The sequence below is a fragment of the Nocardioides sp. WS12 genome (assembly GCF_014108865.1).
In the GTDB taxonomy this organism is placed as follows: domain Bacteria; phylum Actinomycetota; class Actinomycetes; order Propionibacteriales; family Nocardioidaceae; genus Nocardioides.
Genome location: NZ_CP053928.1, coordinates 2472597 through 2489482, shown reverse-complemented (window position 1 = coordinate 2489482; position 16886 = coordinate 2472597). Strand labels below are relative to the sequence as shown.

The window sequence follows — 16886 nt, the reverse complement described above, 5'->3', positions numbered from 1 at the left end:
CAACGCCACACTCCGTTCCGCCTGCGCGTGAACGGAACCGGACCCTGATCAGGCAGGAATCGGCTCCCGCTCGAGCTCGATGACCCGGATCAGGTGGGTCAGGTGCAGCATCCGGCGTACGGCGGGGCAGGCACCGCGCAACACCACGCGGGCGCCGTACCGATGGGACCAGCGGCTGGCCACGGCGAGCATCTTGAGCGCCGTGGCATCGACCGAACGGACCTGACTGATGTCCACGACGACGCGGCTGCCGACCGCGACCGACTGGAGGTGTTCGTAGACCGCCGCGCGCACGGCACCGGTGCTGCGCACGTCGAGGTCGCCGCCGAGGACGAGCACTGGCCCGTCCGCGCCGTAGTCGACGCGGATGTCGACACACGTTCCCATCTGGTTCTCCTGCATGGTGACCCTCCCGAGAGCGGGCCGCCTTCGCGTCCCTGTTACCCACCATGACGCCCGAGAGGTGTGATCGGTTGCACCCGGCCGCCGGAAATTTTCTTCGCGTGTCGGTACTACGCTCCGGACCATGGTCAATCTCACGCGCATCTACACCCGCACCGGCGACGCCGGAGAGACCCGTCTCGGGGACATGAGCCTGACCACGAAGACCGACCTGCGGCTCGCGTCGTACGCCGATGTCGACGAGGCGAACGCCCTCATCGGCGTCGCGATCGCGACCGGTGGACTCGAGGACGACGTGGTCAAACTGCTCACCCGCGTCCAGAACGACCTGTTCGACGTGGGTGCCGACCTGTGCACGCCCGTCGTGGCCAACCCGGAGTACCCGCCCCTGCGGATCGAGCAGGAGTACGTCGACCGGCTCGAGGGCTGGTGCGACCACTACAACGACCAGTTGCCGAACCTGCGGTCCTTCATCCTCAACGGCGGTACGCCCGGCGCGGCGCACCTGCACGTCGCCCGCACCGTCATCCGTCGGGCCGAGCGCGGCGCCTGGGCGGCGTACGAGGTGCACGGCGAGGTGATGAACAAGCTGGCGATCACCTACCTCAACCGCTTGTCCGACCTGGTGTTCATCCTGGCCCGCTACGCGAACCGCACCGACGGCGACGTGCTGTGGGTCCCCGGGGGCGAACGCGGCGAGTAACCGCCTGTGCAGGGAATCCACGCCTGTCCCTGCCCCGTGGAACGATGGAGGGCCGTGAACGTCCTTGCTCAGCTCTCCGACACCTTCCTGGCCCGTCACTTCGACGCCGGGACGCTGGAGCGCGCCCAGGACGTCGTCGCCGCTGGTTTCGTACGACGTCCCGAGATCGGGCTGCTGACGGCGGGATCGGTGACCGCGACCGCCGAGGTGCAGGGCACGCGAGAGGTCCCCTACCAGGTGCAACTGCATGCCGAGGCGCCCACGGACACCTACGCCGGCTGGCTGTTCACCGTCTGCACCTGCCCGGTCCCCACGCCCTGCAAGCACGGCGCCGCCCTCGCCCTGACCCTGCGGCAGACCTTCACCCAACCGGCGGGCGAGGCGGCGTGGCGGCGCTCGCTGGAGCGGCTGGTCGCCGAGCTCGACCGCAACCAGCCACGGCCCCACGACGAGGTGCCGCTGGCCCTGGAGATCAGCCTCGAGGAGCCGCGCAGCCACTACCGCTCGGTGGGACCGACGCTGCGGGTCCGCCCGATGCGGCAGGGCAAGAACAAGCCGTGGATCAAGACGGGCGCCGACTGGAGCGACGTCGGCCTCGGCGGGGTCGCACAGGGCTTCCCGAAGGCGCAGTCCGACGCGATCTCCGCACTGCACGCGCTGTGGGCCGGTCACCGCGCCTACTACTACGCCGGAGTCGCGCCGTCGCTCGACGAGTTCGGCGAGCACGTCGTGCGCGCGCTGCGCAACGCCCGCGACGCCGGCGTCACCCTGATCGCTGCCCGCCCGCTGCGCGACATCGTGATCGCCGACGACCCGGCCGAGGTGGTCGCCGAACTGACCGACGTGCAGGGCGGCACCTCGCTGCGCGCTGCCGTCACCCTGGGCGACCAGACCTGGCGCGGCGAGTCCGTGATCGCCATCGGCAATCCCGCTTCCGTGGTGGGTCTGAACGACGCCGGGAGCCTGGTCATTGCGGCGACCACCGCCCCTGTCCCGGCAGCCCTGCGCCACCTGCTCGACGGCCCGCCCATCGTCGTACCGCCTTCCGACCTGGCGGACTTCCGCGACTCCTTGCCCGGGCTGATGCGGCACCTGCCGGTGCGTGCCGACGACGCCTCGGTCGACCTGCCCGAGCCGCTGCGACCCACGCTCGTCCTGACCGTCACCTGGCACACGGCCACGAAGGCCGGCCTCGCGTGGACGTGGCGGTACGGCGCCGACCGGGCCTGCCCGGTCACCAGCACCGACCCCCTCGGCGGGGTCCGCGATCGCGCCGCCGAGCGTGCGCTGCTCGACACCGTGCCCCGCGACCTGTTGGCACGGTCCAGCGCCACCGACGGGGAAGCGCTGGCGCTCGCCATCCACGAACTCCCCCACCTGCGCACGATCCCGGACGTCGAGGTGATCGAGGAGGAGCGTCCCGACTTCCGCGAGACCGACCTCGCCCCGGACATCCAGTTCGTGCTCGCCGAGCCCGAACGTGACGCCGCCGCGACCGACTGGTTCAACCTCGCCGTCACGGTGAAGGTCGACGGTGAACCGATCCCACTGCCCGACGTGCTGGCGGCACTGACCCTCGGCCAGGAGTTCCTCGTGCTGCCGAGCGGGCTCTACGTGACCGCCGACCGCCCGGAGTTCGACCGGCTACGGGAAGTGGTCGAGGCCGCGGCCGAACTCCGTGAACGCGACGGCGACCACATCGGCATCGGCCACCACGACCTCGGCCTGTGGGCGCAGCTCGCCGAGGCCGGCATCGTCGACAGCCAGGTCGCGGCGTGGGTCGAACGGGCCCAGGCACTGCGGGACCTGACCGACATCCCCCAGCCCGAACCGCAGGGACTCGTCACCGACCTGCGCAGCTATCAGCGCGAAGGCTTCTGGTGGCTGGCGTTCCTGTGGCAGCACGGCCTCGGCGGCATCCTCGCCGACGACATGGGCCTCGGAAAGACCCTCCAGGTCCTGGCGCTGATCACCCATGCCCGAGCCGAGCGTCCTGACGAGGGCCCGTTCCTGGTCGTCGCTCCGACCAGCGTCGTGACGGCATGGGCCAGCGAGGTCGCCCGCCACGCGCCCGGCCTGCGCGTCGGCGTGGTCGGACGTCGTACCGACGACATCGCGGCGATTGCCCGCGACCACGACATCGTGGTGACGACCTACACGCTGCTGCGGCTCGGCCACACGCACTACAGCGACGTCGCCTGGTCCGGGCTGATCCTCGACGAGGCGCAACAGGTCAAGAACCACCAGAGCAAGACCTACTCCGCCGTCCGCACCATCGACGCGCCGTTCAAGCTGGCCGTCACGGGAACACCGTTCGAGAACCGCCTGATGGAGCTGTGGTCACTGCTGTCGATCACGGTGCCCGGGCTCTACCCGTGGCCGCGCCAGTTCGCCGACAAGGTCGCTCGACCGGTGGAGCGCAACGGCGACAAGGCCGTCCTCGACCGGTTCCGGGCGCGGATCAAGCCCTTCCTGTTGCGGCGCACCAAGGAACTGGTCGCAGCCGACCTGCCCCCGAAGCAGGAGCAGATCCTCGCGGTCGACCTCGAGGCGAAGCACCGCAAGATCTACGACACCCACCTGGCCAGGGAGCGGCAGCGCATCCTCGGCCTGGTCGACGACTTCGACCGCAACCGGGTCGCGATCTTCAGTGCGCTGACCACCTTGCGCCAACTCGCCCTCGACCCCGCCCTGGTCGACGTGGAGCACGAGGAGGTCGGCTCGGCGAAGCTCGACGTCCTCGTGGACCATCTGCTCGAACTGACCGCCGAGGGCCACCGTGCCCTGGTGTTCAGTCAGTTCACCTCGTTCCTCACGCGCGTCCGCTCGCGCCTCGACGACGCCGGCATCGCCGCGACCTACCTCGACGGCCGCACCCGCGACCGCGGCGCCGTCATCGAGGACTTCCGCTCGGGCGCCGCGCCGGTCTTCCTGATCTCGCTCAAGGCGGGCGGCGTCGGCCTCACCCTCACTGAGGCCGACTACGTGTTCGTTCTCGACCCGTGGTGGAACCCCGCCGCCGAGGCCCAGGCCGTCGACCGCGCACACCGGATCGGCCAGACCCGCCACGTCCACGTCTACCGGCTGGTCGCCAACGACACGATCGAGGAGAAGGTGATGGAGCTCAAGGCCCGCAAGGCCGACCTGTTTGCCCAGGTCATCGACGGCGACGGCGCCATGAGTACGTCCATCGGGGCCGACGACATTCGCAGCCTCTTCGACTGACTACCGCCGGTTCCAGTCCGTTCCGGGCGGCATGGCCTCGAGCCACGCCTGGAAGCCGGTGAGCGAAGAGATGCTCATCGCCAGCTCCACCAAACCGTCGGAGGACTGACAGCCGATCACGAGGTGGTCGGGGTACAACGACGCCTGCTCGGCGCCGAGCGGTGTGCGCTGGCCGTCGTACGACAGGTCGTCACGGTTCCAGGACCGCTTCGGTCGCGGGGACAGCGTGAAGACACGGAACCACTCGAGGGTCTCGCCGGAATAGCGACCCAGACCCAGCACCCAGCCCCGCTCGGGGACGTCGGTGCGGTACCGGTGGCTCAGCTCGAAGGTGCCCCCGTGCCGGGAAAGAAGACGGCGCCGGACGATGAGTCCGGCGCCGTACAGCACGCAAAGGAGCAGCAGACCACCCGAGATGTCGAGGAGCAGCTCCCACCAAGCCATCTGCGTACTACGAAACCTTCTCTGCAGCGCGGATGCGCGCCTCGGCGTGACGCACCCGCTGCTCGGCCTCATTGTTCGAGTTGAGCAGGCGCTGCGCCTCCTCGAGCTCGATCCGGGCCTGGTCCAGGTGGATCTCCTCGGCCCGCTCGACCCGCTCAGCCAGGATCGAGACACGGTCGTTGGCAACCGAGAGGAACCCGCCGTCGACAGCGACGACCATCAGGTCATCGGTGCCGGCGACCTGGATTTCGACCACCGACGCCGACAGCAGCGACAGCGTGGGCGCGTGGCCCCGCAGCACACCGATGTCGCCCTCGAGCGTGCGCGCGATGATCATCGACGCCTCGCCGGACCACACGGTCCGGTCGGCGGCGACGAGCTCGACGTGCAGGTGCCCGACTGTGGACTCAGCCATGATCAGAGGCTCTTCTGGATCTCGGCCCAGTTGCGCTCGACGTCGTCCAGACCGCCGCACATGAAGAAGGCCTGCTCGGCAACGTGGTCGTAGTCGCCGTCAGCGATCTTGTTGAACGCGTCGATGGTGTCGCCGATCGTCACGGTCGAGCCCTCGATGCCGGTGAACTGCTTGGCAACGTAGGTGTTCTGCGACAGGAAGCGCTGGATACGACGGGCGCGGGACACGATGACGCGGTCCTCTTCGGACAGCTCGTCGACACCGAGGATGGCGATGATGTCCTGGAGTTCCTTGTTGCGCTGCAGGATCTGCTTGATGCGGATCGCGCAGTCGTAGTGCGCCTGACCGATGTACTGCGGGTCGAGGATCCGCGAGGTCGAGGTCAGCGGGTCAACGGCCGGGTAGATGCCCTGCGACGCGATGTCACGGGACAGCTCGGTCGTCGCGTCGAGGTGCGCGAAGGTCGCGGCCGGCGCGGGGTCGGTGTAGTCGTCCGCGGGGACGTAGATCGCCTGCATCGAGGTGATCGAGTGACCACGCGTCGAGGTGATCCGCTCCTGGAGCGTGCCCATCTCGTCGGCAAGGTTCGGCTGGTAACCCACGGCGGACGGCATGCGGCCGAGCAGCGTGGAGACCTCGGAACCGGCCTGCGTGAAGCGGAAGATGTTGTCGATGAAGAGCAGCACGTCCTGCTTCTGCACGTCGCGGAAGTACTCCGCCATCGTCAGGGCCGACAGCGCGACGCGAAGACGCGTGCCCGGCGGCTCGTCCATCTGACCGAAGACCAGGGCGACCTTGTCGAAGACGCCGGCCTCCTGCATCTCGACGATGAGGTCGTTGCCCTCACGGGTGCGCTCGCCGACACCGGCGAACACCGACACACCGGCGTGGTTCTTGGCCACACGGGCGATCATTTCCTGGATCAGAACGGTCTTGCCGACACCGGCACCACCGAACAGACCGATCTTGCCGCCGGTGACGTACGGGGCGAGCAGATCGATGACCTTGATGCCGGTCTCGAACATCTGCGTCTTGGACTCGAGCTGGTCGAAGGCCGGAGCCTTGCGGTGGATGCCCCAGCGCTCGGTGATCTCGGCGGTCTCGCCCTCTTCGAGGTTGAGGATGTCGCCGGTCGTGTTGAACACGCGACCCAGGGTCACGTCACCGACGGGAACGGTGATCGGGCCACCGGTGTCGGTCACGGCCTGGCCGCGGACCAGGCCGTCGGTCGGCTTGAGGGAGACGGCGCGCACCATGCCGTCGCCGATGTGCATGGACACCTCGAGGGGCAGCACCGAGGTGACACCGTCGAGCGTGACCGTGACCTCGAGCTTGTTGTAGATCTCGGGCATGTTGTCGACGGGGAATTCAGCGTCGACAACCGGGCCAATGACCCGTGCGATCCGACCCACCGAGGCCGCACCGCTGGCGGTGGTCTCTTCAACCGTTGCAGTCATGTCTTACTCCGTTGATCCGAAAAGATGTTTGGTCTGGTGGGGTCAGTCGTTGGCAGCCTGAGCGTCGGCGAGCGCATTCACGCCACCAACGATCTCGCTGATCTCCTGGGTGATGCCGGCCTGGCGCGCCTGGTTGGCGATCCGGGTGAACTTCTTGATGAGTTCTTCGGCATTGTCCGTGGCCGACTTCATTGCCTTCTGACGGGCAGCGAGCTCGGAGGCCGCGGACTGGAGCAGGCTGTAGAAGATCCGGCTCTGCACGTACTGCGGAAGCAGCCCGTCCAGGACCTGCGCAGCGGACGGCTCGAACTCGTAGAGCGGGAGCAGTTCGTCGGCATCCGGAGCGTCCGTGCCCTCGATGACCTCCAGGGGCAGCAGCCGAACGGCCGTCGGCTCCTGGGTGAGCATCGAGCGGAACCGGGTGTAGACGACGTGGACCTCGTCCACGTCACCGTCCTCGCCCTGCTCCTTGAGGAACGCCGTGATCAGCGCACTGCCGATCTCGGCGGCCTTGTCGTAGGTGGGCTGGTCGGAGAAACCGGTCCAGGATTCCACGAACGCGCGGCTGCGGAACTTGAAGTACGCCTCCGCCTTGCGACCGGCAAGGAAGTAGTCGATCTCCTTGCCCTCGGCGCGGAGCCGCTCGCTGAGCCGCTCCGATTCCTTGAGCACGCTCGAGGAGTAGGCACCGGCCAGACCGCGGTCGCTCGTGATGATGAGCACCGCAGCCCGCTTGGGGTTCTCCTGCTCGCGCGTCAGCGGGTGGTCGACGTTCGAGAACGTCGCGACCGCCGACACGGCGCGGGTCAGCTCACGGGCGTACGGCGCTGCCGCCGCGGCCTTCTGCTGCGCCTTGATGATCCGGGACGCAGCAATGAGCTCCATGGCGCGCGTGATCTTCTTCATCGACTCGGTCGACTTGATCCGCGCGCGGTACTCACGCAGCGATACGGCCATGTGTCAGCCCCGCTTCTGCTTGACGATCTTTTCCTGCTCGAGCTCGTCGTCGGCCAGGGCGCCAGCTTCGGGCTCGTGCCCGACCTTGATGGAGCCACCGTCGGAGGTCTCGAACTGGTCGAGGAAGGAGTCGTACGCCGCAACGACGCCGCCCTCGTCCTCGAACTTCTGCGACTCGCGGATCGCCGAGAGCAGGCCCTCGTGCGAGCGACGCAGGTAGTCGATGAACTCGCGCTCGAAGCGGAGGACGTCACCCGTGGGCACCTTGTCCAGGCGACCGGAGGTGCCGAGCCACAGCGAAACGGTCATCTCCTCGAGCGGGTACGGCGAGTACGCCGGCTGCTTGAGGAGCGCCATCAGGCGCTGACCACGGGCCAGCTGCTGCTTCGACGCCGCGTCGAGGTCCGAGGCGAACATCGCGAACGCCTCCATGGCGCGGAACTGCGCCAGGTCGACCTTGAGCGAACCGGTGACAGCCTTCATCGCCTTGGTCATCGCCGCGCCACCCACTCGGGAGACGGAGATACCGACGTCGATGGCCGGGCGCTGGTTGGCCGCGAACAGGTCCGACTGCAAGAAGATCTGGCCGTCGGTGATCGAGATGACGTTGGTCGGGATGAACGCCGAGACGTCGTTGGCCTTCGTCTCGATGATCGGCAGACCGGTCATCGAGCCCGCGCCGAGCTCGTCGGAGAGCTTCGCGCAACGCTCGAGCAGGCGGGAGTGCAGGTAGAAGACGTCACCCGGGTACGCCTCGCGGCCCGGCGGGCGACGCAGCAGCAGCGACACGGCACGGTAGGCCTCGGCCTGCTTGGTGAGGTCATCGAACACGATGAGGACGTGCTTGCCCTCGTACATCCACTCCTGGCCGATGGCCGAGCCGGTGTACGGAGCGAGGTACTTGAAGCCCGCGCTGTCGGAGGCCGGGGACGCCACGATCGTGGTGTACTCCAGCGCGCCAGCCTCTTCGAGGGCGCCGCGGACCGCAGCGATCGTCGAGCCCTTCTGGCCGATGGCGACGTAGATGCAGCGAACCTGCTTCGACGGGTCGCCCGTCTCCCAGTTCTGCTTCTGGTTGATGATCGTGTCGATCGCGATCGTGGTCTTGCCGGTCGCGCGGTCACCGATGATCAGCTGACGCTGGCCACGGCCGATCGGGGTCATCGAGTCGATGGCCTTGATGCCGGTGGCGAGGGGCTCGTGGACCGACTTGCGGGCCATGACGCCGGGAGCCTGCAGCTCGAGCGCACGACGCTTGGTCGTCGCGATCTCGCCGAGGCCGTCGATCGGGGTGCCGAGCGGGTCGACGACGCGACCGAGGTAGTTGTCGCCGACGGGGACCGAGAGGACCTCGCCCGTACGACGGACCGGCTGGCCCTCTTCGATCTTGTCGAAGTCACCCAGGATGACGACACCGATCTCGCGCTCTTCGAGGTTCAACGCGAGGCCGAGCGTGCCGTCCGCGAACTCGAGGAGCTCGTTGGCCATGGCCGAAGGGAGGCCGGCGACACGCGCGATGCCGTCACCGGCGGAGGCGACGGTGCCGACCTCTTCCTTGCTGGCGGCCGCAGGCTTGTAGTCCGCGACGTACTTCGCGAGGGCGTCGCGGATCTCGTCCGGACGGATGGAGAGTTCCGTCATCTCAGGTGCCTTCTCTCTTCTGGCTGCTGTGAAGTCTGTGGTGATGTGTGGTCAAGCGTGGTGGAGCGGTGGTTCAGCCGGCGATCTTGCGGCGAGCGTCATCGAGGCGGGAGGAAACCGTCCCGTCGATCACGTCGTCGCCGATCTCGACCCGGACACCGCCGACGACCTCGGGGTCGACCACGATGTTGAGGTGCACAGTGCGGCCGTACTGGCGCGACAGTGCCGTGGCGAGGCGGGCCTCGTCCTGGGCGGACAGGGCGCGGGCGACACGAACGGTCGCCACTCCCTGACCGTTGACGTCGGCCGCGGTCTTCTCGTAGTCCTCGAGGGCCAGGCCCACGTTGCGGTACGAGCCCGACAGCGCCTGGCGGACCAGCTGCACCGTTGCGGGGAGCGTCTTGCCGCCGATCAGCGACTCGACGAGACCGGCGCGGTCAGCGACCGACCGGACACGGTCCGACAGTGCGTCGCGCAGGCCGGGGTTGCCGTTGACCAGCTGACGCACGGCGAAGAGCTCGTCAACGAGCTTTGCACCCTGCGCACCGGTCGAGCGGACCGACGCGATGACGCCGACCTGCTCGAGGGCATCGGCCAGGTCACGCGTCTTGGTCCAGCGACGACCAACGGCCGTCGCAACCAGACCCAGCGCAGCGGCGTCGACCTTGCCGGCGAACAGGCTGTCCACCAGACCGACACGAGCCTCGGGCGCCACCGACTGGTCGGTGGCGAACCGGCGAAGCGAACCCTCGGTGCGGAACGCCTTGGCCGCAGCGAACAGGTCGCCGGCCACCTGAGCGGCCGACGCCTCGGACACCGCACCGAACTGCTCGGTGACGGCGGCCATCGCCTCGGCAGACGCTCCACGGAAGGACACCATCAGTTGTCGTCCTTCTTCCGCGTTCCCGCCTTGGTGAAGCCGGCAGCGATCGCCTCTTCCTCCGTGGCGAACCAGTACTCGGCCTCGGTGCCGTCGTACCAACGGCCACCGGGGAGGTGGTACAGCATCGAGGCGGCGTTGCCCTTGACGGTGTAGCCCTCGGGCTGGCTGCCGTCGGCCGGAGCCTTGACGGCACCGGCGAACGAGCGCTCCTCGGCGTCGTCGGCCAGCAGCGGCTGCTCGACGTCGGCGAAGCCGGCCGGTGCCTCGGGTGCAGCGGACTTGGCAGCCGGAGCGGCCTGAGTCACTGCGGCGACCGGGTCGGCCGTCTCGAGCTCGGCGAGGAAGCGCTCGATGACGCGAGACTGACGCTCGTCGTCCTCCAGCGACTCACCGACGATGCGGCCGGCGAGGCCGGTCGCCAGGGTGCCGACCTCGGCACGGAGCGAGGTGACCGCCTGCTGGCGCTCGGCCTCGATCTGCGCCTTGCCGTGGTCGAGGATGCGGGTCGACTCGGCCTGGGCCGACTCCCGCATCTCGGCCACGATCTGGGCACCCTGCTCGCGAGCTTCCTCGCGGATACGGGCTGCTTCGTGACGGGCGTCCGCCAGCTGCTTCTCGAGCTCGGCAAGCTTGGCGTCCGCCTCAGCCTGCTTGCTCGCAGCAGCTTCGATGCCGCCCTCGATTGCCTGCGTGCGCTCGGCGAACGTCTTCTCGAAGTTCGGAACAACGAACTTCTTGATGGCAAAGAAGAGGATCGCGAACACCACGAGGGCGAGGACGATCTCAATCGGCTCGGGGATGAGCGGATTGTGTGCCTCCTCCTCACCCGTGGAGGCGAGGATCAACAGTGACTTCATGGACCTGACCTTGTCGATCGAGTAAAGGGCGGACGCCGTCTACCGGCGGATTACTTGCCGGTGAGGACGAAGGCGAGCGCGATGCCGATAATGGCAAGCGCCTCAGCGAGCGCGAAGCCGAGGATCGCGATCGACTGCAGGCGGCTCTGGGCCTCCGGCTGACGCGCAACACCGTTGATGTACGCGGCGAAGATGAGACCGATGGCGATACCCGGGCCGATGGCCGCGAGGCCATAGCCGATCATGTTGAGCGAGCCGCCCATGTCGCCGGTGATAGCCAGTGAGTTCACGGCCTTGTTCCTTTCGGTTGTTTCCTTTTGCGGGAAAACTGTGGGTGGGGAGTTGAGTCTGTGTACTTCGGTTGCGGTCCGGGGACCGCGGTGCAGATCAGCGCAGGTCAGTGCTCGTCGGCGAGCGCGCCCTGGATGTACATCGCGTTCAGCAGGGTGAAGACGTATGCCTGCAGGAACTGGACCAGCATCTCCAGGAAGCTCACGAGGATCGCGAGCACCCAGGCCAGCGGGCCTGCGACGTACCCGATGCCGCCGACGTCCTGAATCAGGTAGAGGCCACCGGTCGAGAACAGCACCAGCAGGATGTGGCCCGCGAACATGTTGCAGAACAGACGCAGGGCCAGCGTGACCGGGCGAACCAGGATGTTGGAGAAGAACTCCAGCGGAACCAGGAGCGGGTACATCAAGGGGCTGACACCCGAGGGCACGCACTGGAGCTTGAGGTAGCCCAGCAGTCCGTGCTTGTGGATGCCGACCGCGTTGTAGACCAGCCAGGACATACCGGCCAGGGCGTAGGCCATGCCGGCCCGGCTGAAGGTCGGGAACTGGATGAACGGAATGCTCGCGAAGAGGTTGTTCACCAGGATGAAGAAGAAGACCGTGACGAGGTACGGCACGAACTTCTGGAAGTCGTGGCCGCCGATGATGTCGCGGGCGACGCTGTTGCGAACAAAGCCGTATGCGCCCTCGCCGGCGAACTGCAGCCGGCCGGGAACCATCGCACGCTTGCGGGCGGCGAGGTAGAGGAACGCAAAGACCACAATGCCCGCAAGGAAGAGCTGGACCATCGGCTTGGTTACTTCGGTGCCGAAGATGCCGGGCAGTTCAAAAGTGTGCGGGCCCGGGGCCGGGAACGGCTCTGCCGTGACGGTGGCGCTGGCTGTGATGTTCACCAGGTCTCCTTATTCCGTGTCCTGCGGATCGTGCACGTCATGGGCGGTGTTCTCGGGCTGTTCGGGCCGGAAGCGGGCGAAGGTCATGTAGATCCCCAACGCCGCGCCCACCAGGATGCCGACTGCCACCAGGTATCGAGTGCCGAGCCAGTGGTCCGCTAGGCCCCCCAGCACTCCGTAGAAAGCGACCCCGGCCACGATGTAGCCGAACGCATGCCACGGATCGCCCTTGGGCTTCTCCTCGGGCTGACTCATTGCGCCCCGGACAATAGCAGTCGCGGATGGTCATCGCGCACCGCCCTCGGACGGGGTCTGGAACGCCGGGATGCGCGCCGTCGTCGCGAGGCGGATCTGGGCCGCCATCCACACGAAGGCACCCACGATGATCGCGCCACCGAGCCAGTTGCGGTTCAGTTCGTCATCGAGAAGTCCGGCACTGCTGACGGCCACGAAGGCCAGCGCCATGGCCGCCACCTGGAAGGTGTAGGTCAGCAGCGCGAACAGGAGGGACGCGGCGGGCATCAGTCGGGCCACGGCGTCCACAGTGAAGGCTCCGAAGGCAAAGATCCCGACCGCGATGAGGGTGCCGACGACGGCGCCCCACGCAGCGGGTGAACCCGAGACCAGCGCGCCGACCGCCACAAGGACCACTCCGGCGGCGAGGGCCGCAAGGGCCGCACGCATCAACACGGAGGATGCCCGGGTCTCGGTCGTCATCATCGGCGGCCGTTTCTAGTCGCTGTTCCAACGGGCCCGAAGGGAGCTCTTCGGGAGTTCGTGAAAGTTATCACAAAGTCTCGGCAGGGTCCGCACCGGCCCCCGGATCAAGCCCTGGCTCCGCCTGGTCCGGTCCCTCGAGGGCGGCCTCGATGACGTCCTCGAGGGCCTGGTTGTGCACCAGCGGAAGCGCAAAGGTGAGCGCCACCGTCACCACGAAACCGACAGCGAGACCGATCCACACCACCGCGCCCGTGAACACGCTCGCCACCACCACGCCGAAAGCGATCAACCCCGCCCACAGCCACATGATGATCACGGCCCGGCGCTGGGAATGGCCGATCTCGAGCAACCGGTGGTGCAGGTGCTGCTTGTCGGGAGCGAAGGGCGAACGTCCGGCCCGCGTTCGTCGTACGACGGCCATGACGAGGTCGCCCAGGGGCACGATCAGGATCAGGATCGGCAGGGCCACTGGCAGCAGAACGGGGAGCAGGCTGGACCGAGCCCCGTCCGCGCCCTGGGTGAGGTCTCCGGGGGCGAACTGCGTGGTCACCGTGATCGCGGTGGCCGACAGGACCAGCCCGATCAGCATCGACCCGCTGTCGCCCATGAAGAGCCGGGCCGGATGGAAGTTGTGGATCAGGAAGCCGACGCAGGCGCCAGCCAGCGCGGCCGAGAGCAGCGCCCCGGTCGTGGCCCGGCTGACGTCGTTGAGGTACGACAGCGAGTAGCAGAACAGGAAGAACGCGGAGGCGCTGATCCCGATCACGCCCGCCGCGAGCCCGTCGAGGCCGTCGATGAAGTTGACCGCGTTGACGGTCGCGACCACCGCGAAGGCGGTCAGCAGGGCGCCCTGGGCGGTGTCGAGCGCGAACACCTCGCCCGTCGATTGGTAGAAGTACCGGAACTGGATGCCGGAGTAGACCAGCACCCCGACCGCGAGCACCTGTCCCCCGAACTTCGTCAGGGCATCGAGGTCGAAGATGTCGTCGATCACGCCCACCGCGCACACCAGCGCGCCGGCGATCAGCACGGCGAGGGCGTCCTCGAAGACGAACGGGTTCTCGTTGCCGAGGAACGGGAGTTCGCGGGCGACGAAGTACGCCGCGAACAGGCCTCCGAGCATCGCCAGCCCGCCGAGGTACGGCGTCGGGTCCGCGTGCACGTCGCGGTCACGCACCTTCGCCACCGCTCCCGTGCGTACCGCGATCTCCCGGGCGACGACGGTCAGCAGGTAGGTGACCGTGGCGGCGACCAGGAAGACGACGAGATACTCACGCATCGGTCGGCTCGGCCTCCGTCGGTTCCGGGAGGCCCGTGTCGACCGTGACAGCGAGGTCGGCCAGGGCGGCGTCGATGTCCGCGACCGCGATGGCGCCCTCGCGCAGCAGGCGCGGGCGGTCCCCCGTGGCGTCGATGATGGTCGAGGCGACACCACCGGGCGACGCGCCGGCGTCGACGATCACGGCGACCGACTCCCCCAGCATCTCCTCGGCAGCCTCGGCGTCGAGCGCTGCTTCCTGGCCCGACAGGTTGGCCGAACTGACGGCCAGCGGTCCGGTGCGGTCCAGCAGGGCGCGGGTGAGCTCGTGGTCGGGCATCCGGATGGCGACGGTGCCGCGGGTGTCGCCGAGATCCCACTGCAGCGAGGGCTGCTGGTGGCACACGATCGTCAGCGCGCCCGGCCAGAACTTCTCGACGAGCACGGCGACGTAGTCAGGCACCCGCGTCGCGAGCGCCTCGAGCGTGCCCTTGGTACCGACGAGCACCGGCGGAGGCATGTCCCGACCGCGCCCCTTGGCGGCCAGCAGGCGCGCCACGGCATCAGGGTCGAACGCATCAGCGCCGACGCCGTAGACGGTGTCGGTCGGGATCACGACGAGGCGACCTCGGCGGACGGCCCGGCTCGCGGCATCCATCGCCGCTTCGCGTTCCTCGTCGGTCTGGGTCGGCAACCGCTCGGCACTCACGGCGCCCATCCTCGCATCGTTGCCTGAAGAAAACGCACCGGCGTCGTCACCGTGGCCGGCGAGCGGTGAGGTACCGGGGGCGCTCGGCAAGGTCGCGATGGTCGCGAACTTCCTCCCAGCGACCGCTGCGGCTGAACACGGCCGGGGCCGACTCCCCCTGGGCGTCGGCGTGCTCGATGCCGATCACGCCACCCGCCTTCAGGAGTACGACGCCGCGCTGCTCGAGCACCCGGATGGCGTCGAGCCCGTCGTCACCGGAGAACAGGGCCAGGTGCGGGTCGTGGTCGCGAGCCTCGACGGCCACCGACTCCCACGCCTCGAGCGGGACGTACGGCGGGTTGCTGACCAGGACGTCGACCTGACCCGCGAGGTCGTCGAATGCCTGGGCGAGGTCCCCCTGGCGCAGGTCGACCGACGTGTCGGCGAGGTTCTGCTCGGCCCACGCGTACGCCGGCGGGTCGAGCTCCACGGCATGGATCTGCGCCTCGGGCACCTCGTCGGCGATGCTCCGCGCGATCACGCCCGAGCCGGTGCACAGGTCGACCACGACCGGGATCCGGCCGTCCGCGACGACGGCCCGGGCCTGGTCGATCGCCCAGCCGGCGAGCAGCTCCGTCTCGGGACGAGGCACGAAGACACCCGGCCCCACGGCGACCGAGATGTGACGGAACCAGGCCCGCCCGATCAAGTGCTGGAGCGGTTCTCGCTGCGCGCGACGGGTGATCAGGGCGTCGTACTCGAGGGCCGCGGCAGCGCCGACCTCGCGGACGAGGGGCAGCTGGGAGCGACGGGTGCCGAGGACGTGCGCGAGGAGCTCGGCGGCGTCGTACTCGGGGCTGGCGACGCCGGCGGATTGGAGACGTGCGCTCGCTGTCTGGAGGAGCGAACGGGTCTCGACCGGCTCGACCGACGATTCGGGCTCGACCACCGGAGTCAGTCCTCCAGGGCCGCGAGACGGGCAGCGAGGTCCGTCTCGACGCAGGAATCGAGCAGCGGCTGCAGCTCGCCGTTGAGCACCTGGTCGAGGTTGTAGGCCTTGTAGCCGGTGCGGTGGTCGGAGATCCGGTTCTCCGGGTAGTTGTAGGTGCGGATCCGTTCGGAGCGGTCGACGGTGCGGACCTGGCTGCGCCGGGCGTCGCTCGCCTCCGCGTCGGCAGCGTCCTGTGCAGCCTGGAGCAGGCGGGCGCGGAGGATGCGCATCGCGGACTCCTTGTTCTGCAACTGTGACTTCTCGTTCTGGCAGCTCGCCACGATGCCGGTCGGGACGTGCGTGATCCGCACGGCCGAGTCGGTGGTGTTGACGCTCTGACCACCGGGACCGGAGGACCGGTAGACGTCGATACGGAGGTCGTTGTCGTTGATCTCCACGTCGACCTGCTCGGCCTCGGGCATCACGAGCACGCCGGCGGCGGAGGTGTGGATCCGTCCCTGGGACTCGGTGACCGGCACCCGCTGGACGCGGTGCACGCCGCCCTCGAACTTGAGCAGGGCGTACGGCGCCTGCCCGGGCTCGACGGCACCGGTTGCCTTCACGGCCACGGTCACCGACTTGTAGCCGCCGAGGTCGGACTCGGTCGCGTCGAGGATCTCCATCTTCCAGCCACGCTGCTCGGCATAGCGGCTGTACATGCGGAACAGGTCGGCAGCGAACAGCGCGCTCTCCTCGCCGCCCTCCCCCGACTTCACCTCGAGCAGGGCGTCGTTGTCGTCGGTCGGATCGCGCGGCACGAGCAGCCGGCGCAGCCGTTCGGCCGCCACCTCACGCTGCTCCAGCAAGGACGTGGCCTCTTCGGCGAACGCCGGGTCGTCGGCAACGAGTTCGCGTGCGGCCTCGGCGTCGTCGCCGTACTGCTGCCACTCCCGCCAGGTCGCGATGATCGCGTTCAACTCGGAGTAGCGCCGGTTGACGGTGCGCGCCAGTCGGGCGTCGGCATGCGTCTCCGGCTGGCCCAGCTGTTCCTCGAGCGCGGCGTGCTCGGCGAGCATGCCCTCGACGGCTTCGAACACCCTGACTCCTTCGATACGCCTT

General features: G+C 68.4%; 17 protein-coding genes and 1 pseudogene. 2 read left to right on the top strand and 16 right to left on the bottom strand.

Annotation, left to right across the window (positions count from 1 at the left end; all coding sequences use genetic code 11):
* Positions 1 to 48: 48 nt before the first annotated feature.
* A complete protein-coding gene (locus HRC28_RS12065; protein WP_182380303.1) occupies positions 49 to 387 on the bottom strand; it encodes an STAS domain-containing protein in 339 nt (112 codons plus the stop codon).
* A gap of 139 nt (positions 388 to 526) precedes the next feature.
* On the opposite strand from HRC28_RS12065, the gene HRC28_RS12060 reads away from it, so the two are divergent.
* Both HRC28_RS12060 and HRC28_RS12055 read left to right on the top strand, forming a co-directional pair.
* The gene (locus HRC28_RS12060; protein WP_182380302.1) at positions 527 to 1105 is read left to right on the top strand and encodes a cob(I)yrinic acid a,c-diamide adenosyltransferase; all 579 of its coding nucleotides are present in this window, start codon (positions 527 to 529) and stop codon (positions 1103 to 1105) included.
* A gap of 54 nt (positions 1106 to 1159) precedes the next feature.
* Positions 1160 to 4330 carry a DEAD/DEAH box helicase gene (locus HRC28_RS12055; protein WP_182380301.1) on the top strand — a complete coding sequence of 1057 codons (3171 nt, stop codon included), beginning with the start codon at positions 1160 to 1162 and terminating at the stop codon, positions 4328 to 4330.
* Here HRC28_RS12055 and HRC28_RS12050 read toward each other — a convergent pair whose 3' ends face one another.
* From HRC28_RS12050 to prfA, 15 genes and pseudogenes are all read right to left on the bottom strand, one after another.
* Entirely contained in the window at positions 4331 to 4774 is a 444-nt protein-coding gene (locus HRC28_RS12050; RefSeq protein WP_182380300.1) for a DUF2550 domain-containing protein, read from the bottom strand.
* A 7-nt stretch (positions 4775 to 4781) separates the two neighbouring features.
* Complete coding sequence (locus HRC28_RS12045) at positions 4782 to 5189, bottom strand: F0F1 ATP synthase subunit epsilon (RefSeq protein WP_182380299.1); 408 nt, start codon at positions 5187 to 5189, stop codon at positions 4782 to 4784.
* A 2-nt stretch (positions 5190 to 5191) separates the two neighbouring features.
* Complete coding sequence (atpD, locus tag HRC28_RS12040; RefSeq protein WP_182380298.1) at positions 5192 to 6646, bottom strand: F0F1 ATP synthase subunit beta; 1455 nt, start codon at positions 6644 to 6646, stop codon at positions 5192 to 5194.
* Between the two features lie 42 nt (positions 6647 to 6688).
* Positions 6689 to 7603, bottom strand: coding sequence for a F0F1 ATP synthase subunit gamma (locus HRC28_RS12035; RefSeq protein WP_056706241.1), 915 nt, complete (start codon positions 7601 to 7603; stop codon positions 6689 to 6691).
* Positions 7604 to 7606: 3 nt separating this feature from the next.
* On the bottom strand, positions 7607 to 9244 hold the full coding sequence (gene atpA, locus HRC28_RS12030; RefSeq protein WP_182380297.1) for a F0F1 ATP synthase subunit alpha: 1638 nt from the start codon (positions 9242 to 9244) through the stop codon (positions 7607 to 7609).
* 73 nt (positions 9245 to 9317) lie between these two features.
* Positions 9318 to 10124 (bottom strand): F0F1 ATP synthase subunit delta, encoded by an 807-nt coding sequence (locus HRC28_RS12025; protein WP_237111810.1) that lies wholly within the window; start codon positions 10122 to 10124, stop codon positions 9318 to 9320.
* Positions 10125 to 10432: 308 nt separating this feature from the next.
* Positions 10433 to 10984 (bottom strand): annotated as a pseudogene (locus HRC28_RS25365) (F0F1 ATP synthase subunit B); the annotation flags it as partial.
* Positions 10985 to 11034: 50 nt separating this feature from the next.
* Complete coding sequence (gene atpE, locus HRC28_RS12015) at positions 11035 to 11247, bottom strand: ATP synthase F0 subunit C (protein ID WP_056706247.1); 213 nt, start codon at positions 11245 to 11247, stop codon at positions 11035 to 11037.
* Positions 11248 to 11381: 134 nt separating this feature from the next.
* Positions 11382 to 12170: a F0F1 ATP synthase subunit A gene (gene atpB / locus HRC28_RS12010; RefSeq protein ID WP_237111809.1), complete on the bottom strand. Its 789-nt coding sequence runs from the start codon at positions 12168 to 12170 to the stop codon at positions 11382 to 11384.
* Between the two features lie 9 nt (positions 12171 to 12179).
* Positions 12180 to 12425 (bottom strand): hypothetical protein, encoded by a 246-nt coding sequence (locus HRC28_RS12005; protein WP_182380295.1) that lies wholly within the window; start codon positions 12423 to 12425, stop codon positions 12180 to 12182.
* 30 nt (positions 12426 to 12455) lie between these two features.
* Positions 12456 to 12890, bottom strand: coding sequence for a hypothetical protein (locus tag HRC28_RS12000; protein ID WP_182380294.1), 435 nt, complete (start codon positions 12888 to 12890; stop codon positions 12456 to 12458).
* A 67-nt stretch (positions 12891 to 12957) separates the two neighbouring features.
* Entirely contained in the window at positions 12958 to 14169 is a 1212-nt protein-coding gene (locus HRC28_RS11995) for an MraY family glycosyltransferase (protein WP_182380293.1), read from the bottom strand.
* Positions 14162 to 14866: an L-threonylcarbamoyladenylate synthase gene (locus HRC28_RS11990; protein WP_182380292.1), complete on the bottom strand. Its 705-nt coding sequence runs from the start codon at positions 14864 to 14866 to the stop codon at positions 14162 to 14164. The genes HRC28_RS11995 and HRC28_RS11990 overlap by 8 nt, the downstream gene beginning before the upstream one ends.
* Positions 14867 to 14903: 37 nt before the next feature.
* Positions 14904 to 15785 (bottom strand): peptide chain release factor N(5)-glutamine methyltransferase, encoded by an 882-nt coding sequence (gene prmC, locus HRC28_RS11985; protein ID WP_182380291.1) that lies wholly within the window; start codon positions 15783 to 15785, stop codon positions 14904 to 14906.
* A gap of 5 nt (positions 15786 to 15790) precedes the next feature.
* Positions 15791 to 16864: a peptide chain release factor 1 gene (gene prfA / locus HRC28_RS11980; protein ID WP_182380290.1), complete on the bottom strand. Its 1074-nt coding sequence runs from the start codon at positions 16862 to 16864 to the stop codon at positions 15791 to 15793.
* Positions 16865 to 16886: the final 22 nt, after the last annotated feature.